3 protein-coding genes and 1 pseudogene are annotated in these 5,246 nt (G+C 39.8%); all 4 read right to left on the bottom strand.

Annotated elements, in window-relative coordinates:
- A partial coding sequence (locus tag ACKVOD_RS03000; protein WP_409207998.1) for a transposase occupies nucleotides 1-645 on the bottom strand: 645 nt, incomplete at its 3' end.
- A 1-nt stretch (nucleotide 646) separates the two neighbouring features.
- The gene (locus ACKVOD_RS02995; RefSeq protein WP_409207997.1) at nucleotides 647-2,209 is read right to left on the bottom strand and encodes a type I restriction-modification system subunit M; all 1,563 of its coding nucleotides are present in this window, start codon (nucleotides 2,207-2,209) and stop codon (nucleotides 647-649) included.
- Nucleotides 2,210-2,410: 201 nt separating this feature from the next.
- Complete coding sequence (locus tag ACKVOD_RS02990) at nucleotides 2,411-2,689, bottom strand: hypothetical protein (RefSeq protein ID WP_409207996.1); 279 nt, start codon at nucleotides 2,687-2,689, stop codon at nucleotides 2,411-2,413.
- A gap of 614 nt (nucleotides 2,690-3,303) precedes the next feature.
- A pseudogene (locus ACKVOD_RS02985) lies at nucleotides 3,304-5,246 on the bottom strand (ATP-dependent Clp protease ATP-binding subunit); the annotation flags it as partial.

Raw genomic sequence — 5,246 nt, 5'->3', positions numbered from 1 at the left:
TAAATAAAATTTATCTTCTTTCCAATTCATAGGATTGTTTTCTATATAGGTTTGTATGCGTTCCCATTCGGGCGCATTGCGAATAATATGATCGTGAAATCGGGGTTGCCACCCAAAATCGGCATGGATAAAACGGGCATTTTTTGTTACCACCGATTTATAGGAACGCATAATGGCAGAAATCGTCCCTGATTTTGGGGATATATTCGCCATTTGTTTGTTTTTATTGGGGATAGAGACGTTGCATTGCAACGTCTGTACGGGGCATTGCAACGTCTGTACGGGGGATTCGTTTTCAGAGACGTTGCATTGCAACGTCTGTACGGGGCAATGCAACGTCTGTACTGGGCAATGCAACGTCTTTACAACGTTTTTATCAATAATCAAAATCCCATGAACGTGATTGGGCATTACCACAAAATTCCCCAATTCGATATATGGAAAATGTTGGGGTATTTCCATCCAATATTTTTCGGCTAACGTTCCTATTTCAGACGTTATAAATTCCGAATCCATAAAATCACCAAAAAAATGATCCCTGTTTTGGGTGCAAATCGTGATGAAATAGGCACCGTTTGTACCATAATCCCAATTTTTTAATCGCGCTGACGGAATTCGGTATTTATTTTGAAATTTTTCGGTCATATCAAAATGGGGTTTCAATTCCTAATTCTGTACAAAAACCTTCAATTGTTGCATCGGTAGTTTTAGCAAGGTCTGCCAATTCTCGTAATTCGTTGGTTATGGCTTTTAAATCTATAGCATCTTCTTCTTCAAAAGTATCTACATAACGAGGAATATTCAGGTTGTAATCGTTGGTTTCCACTTCGCTTAAAGCGGCAATATGGCTGTATTTTTCTTCTTCGGTTCGGTTTTCATAAGTGCTTATGATTTTGTCAATATCTTCGGTACGCAATACATTTTGGGTTTTTACCTTTTCGAAATGTTGGCTGGCATCTATAAATAAAATGCTTTTGGCATCGGTACGCTTTTTCTTCAAAACCAAAATACAAGTCGGGATACTGGTTCCGTAAAAAATATTGGCTGGTAAACCTATCACGGCATCCAAATAATTCTTTTCCTTTATCAAATATTCCCGTATGTGTCCTTCGGCACCACCACGAAACAAAACACCGTGAGGGAGAACGATTGCCATAGTTCCGTTATCGGCAAGCTGGTGCACCATGTGTTGCACAAAGGCAAAATCGGCTTTGCTGCTTGGTGCGAGTTTCCCATAAGCAGAGAAACGGTCATCACTCATAAACAAGGGACTGGCACTCCAATTTGCAGAAAAAGGAGGATTGGCAACAATGGCTTCAAAACGCATATCAAAATGCTGTGGGCGTTCCAGCGTATCTTCGTTTTTTATATCAAATCGCTTATAATGCACATCGTGCATAATCATATTCATGCGGCATAAGTTATACGTCGTAGGGTTCATTTCCTGTCCGTAAAAAGCACTTACGTCTTTTACTTCTTTGGCTACACGCAACAATAACGAACCAGAACCACATGTTGGGTCATAAACGCTCTTGAGTTGGTCTTTGCCCACCGTTACCAGTTGAGCCAAAACGCTGCTTACTTGTTGTGGCGTATAGAATTCGCCTGCTTTCTTGCCTGCGCCACTGGCAAACTGTCCTATTAAATATTCGTAGGCATCGCCCAGAACATCGCTGTCGGTGTTTTCTAAATCAAAATCAATTTCATCCAAATGCACCAAGACTTTGACGATGAGTTCGTTTTTGTCGGTTTCGGATTTTCCGAGTTTATGAGAGGTTAAATCGAGGTCGGAAAACAGGTTGCCAAAATCTTCTTCGCTTTCAGAACCCATCGTACTTTGCTCAATGTGCGTGAGTACTTTGGCTAAATCACCCAGAATGAAATTGTTTTTTCCGCCTGCGTTTCCTCTTCGTGCTAATTCCGAAAACAAATCGGCTGGTTCCAAGAAAAAGCCCAATTTATCAATGGCGAGTTGTTTTATTTCGTGCATCAATGCAGCTTCCTCAGGATGTCCTTCTATTTGTTGGAAAGTTAAACCGTCTGGTTTTAGGATGGTATTGGCATACAAATCCATTTTTGTACTCAGGTACTTGTAGAAAATAAAACCTAATATATAATCTCTAAAATCATCGGCATCCATTTTCCCACGAAGGGTGTTGGCGATATTCCAAAGTTGTTGTTCTAATTTTTGTTTTTGTTCTGCTGCCATTAAGGTATAAAAATTGTTAGGTGTAAACTGCTTTCGATTTTGAGCCAAAGAAATGTACTCTGCTAACGGTGTAGAAGTATTGTTCTTTGGGGGCGATTTAATAAAAGGTTAAAAGTAAGAAATTACTTTTTAAAGAGGGACTGCTTTTTGTGTTTAGTTTAGGAATTGTGTTGAAGGCAGTCAATACAGCTAAAGAAGAATTTACCAACCTTTATTTTCAGCTGTATTTGTATTTCCTTCTTTTATAGATTTTTCAATTGCATCAATAGAGGTATAAGCCGCTTTAGTCCCTTTATAAAGTGCTTTTGTATAAACAGGGCTTTGCCATCCATCTGGATTAATTGGATAACTGTCGCTTACTTTTATAGTTGAGTATGTTGGAGGCGTATTACCTCCAGACATTTTTGAATTATATTCAGTTAATTTAATAAAAATTCTTGCCTTACCATCTTTGATATCAACCCTGATAAAGTGTGACAAATCGAAGTAATACAAAGAACAAAAAACAAAAAAAGTGGAAACGCTAGTTTTTCACTTTAAAAATGATTATATTTTACTGATAATTAATGCTTTATTCTTCAGCAACTTTGTTTTTGTTATCTACTTCTTCCCAAGTATTTTCTATTAATGCGTAAACCGCTGTACCGTTCTTTTTTAAGCGAATGAAGTTGTGTAAATAAGTTTTTTAAAATTATTATAAAAACCCATCGTATTGCTCCAAAAAATACACCAATCTCCCGACTGCTGCTTGCTGTTATTTGTCATTGCGAGGAACGAAGCAATCTCACTAAGTTGCTCAACTCGTCTGCCCTTGTTAGTGTGATTGCCACGCTATCGCTCGCAATGACAAAATCAATGAACTAACTCACTCTGATTCCTGAACACTAATTCCCCATCAAAAGAATCCAGTAAAATTATGCTGTCTGGTAGTAATTGTTATTTCTTGACGTATTAACTAGCGGGTTTTATGAAATTTATTCTTCCTTTCCTCTTTCCAATTTTCCAAAATCATCAGTAGGATGCAGCCATTTATTTTTACCTAATTCTTTTGGTACTTCTTTTCGAGTTGCTATTGTAGGTTTAAAATCAGTTTGACTCTGATTCCTGAACACTAATTCCCCATCAAAAGAATCTAGTAAAATTATGCTGTCTGCGGTCACTTTTCCTGACAGAATCTCTTTCGACAATTGGTTCAGCACCTCTCTTTGTATCACACGTTTTACGGGTCTAGCACCAAATTGCGGATCATAACCTTTCTCGGATAAATAGGCAATGGCTTCTGGCGTGGCGTCCATCGTGATGCCTTGTTGAAGTAGCATTTTGATTACTGATTTCAGTTGCAGACCCACGATTTTCGTAATATTAGCATTGCTTAACGGCGTAAACATCACAATTTCATCTATACGATTGATGAATTCCGGACGAACGGTTTGTTTCAACAAGCCCAAAACTTCCACTTTGGCAGCTTCGGTGGCGGCTTCAATGCTTCCTTTCAGATTTTCGAATTTATCTTGTATAATCTGGCTTCCCATATTCGAAGTCATAATGATAATCGTGTTTTTGAAATCGGCAAGACGTCCTTTATTATCCGTCAAACGTCCTTCGTCCAAAACTTGCAATAATATGTTAAAAGTGTCGGGATGTGCTTTTTCGATTTCGTCTAACAAAATCACAGAATACGGTTTTCTACGCACAGCTTCGGTCAATTGTCCGCCTTCGTCATAACCCACATATCCTGGAGGCGCACCCACCAATCGGCTTACACTATGGCGTTCCTGGTATTCGCTCATATCAATTCGGGTCATTGCATTTTCATCATCGAATAGATATTCTGCCAAGGCTTTTGCCAATTCGGTTTTTCCAACACCAGTTGTTCCAAGGAAAAGGAAGGTGCCCACCGGTTTTTTCATATCCTGTAATCCGGCACGACTTCGTCTCACGGCATCGCTCACGGCTTCGATGGCTTCTTCCTGACCCACCACGCGTTTGTGTAATTCATCTTCGAGTTTCAAGAGTTTTTCTCTTTCGCCTTGCAGCATTTTCATCACGGGAATTCCGGTCCATTTTGCCACGACTTCGGCAATGTCTTCGCGGGTGACTTCTTCTTTAATTAAAGAGCTTCCGCCAGATTGATTTTCGACCAATTGTTTTTGGAAAACATCCAATCGCTCTTGGGCTTCCTTGATTTTTCCATACCGAATTTCGGCTACTTTTCCGTAATCGCCTTCGCGTTCGGCACGTTCGGCTTCGTATTTGAAGTCTTCGATTTCGGTTTTTACAGCTTGGATATTATCGACTACATCTTTCTCTGATTTCCATTTGGTGAAGACTTCGTTTCGGTCGTCTTTCAGGTTAGCCAAATCCATTCCCAAAACTTTGAGTTTGCTTTCGTCTTTTTCGCGTTTAATGGCTGCAATTTCGATTTCCAATTGCATTATTTTTCGATCCAAAACATCCAGTTCCTCGGGTTTCGAATTAATTTCCATGCGGATTTTGGATGCCGCTTCATCCATTAAATCGATGGCTTTATCCGGCAAAAACCGATTGGTAATATAGCGCTGCGATAATTCGACAGCGGCAATTATGGCATCGTCTTTTATCTGTACTTTATGGTGTGTTTCGTATTTGTCTTTAATACCACGGAGGATGGAAATGGCACTTTCGGTATCGGGTTCTTCAATCATTATTTTTTGGAAACGTCTTTCTAAAGCTTTGTCTTTCTCGAAATATTTTTGGTATTCGTCCAATGTGGTTGCGCCAATAGCACGCAATTCGCCACGCGCCAAAGCGGGTTTCAGGATATTTGCAGCATCCATAGCGCCTTCGCCACCGCCAGCACCAACGAGTGTGTGGATTTCGTCAATGAAAAGCACAATATCACCTTCGGCAGCGGTAACTTCTTTCACAACCGATTTTAGTCGTTCCTCAAATTCACCTTTGTATTTGGCTCCGGCAATCAAAGCGCCCATGTCCAAAGAAAAGACGATTTTGTCTTTCAAGTTTTCGGGAACATCGCCATCCACGATTCGGTGTGCTA

The sequence above is a fragment of the Flavobacterium sp. genome, from assembly GCF_046155325.1.
Classification (GTDB): domain Bacteria; phylum Bacteroidota; class Bacteroidia; order Flavobacteriales; family Flavobacteriaceae; genus Flavobacterium.
Note: the sequence above shows the minus strand (reverse complement) of the source record. Positions and strands in the feature narration are given on the sequence as shown.

Coding starts and splice junctions, on each gene's coding strand:
- ACKVOD_RS02995 (WP_409207997.1), bottom strand. CDS start 2,209: ATGGCAGCAGAACAAAAACAAAAATTAGAACAACAACTTTGGAATATC.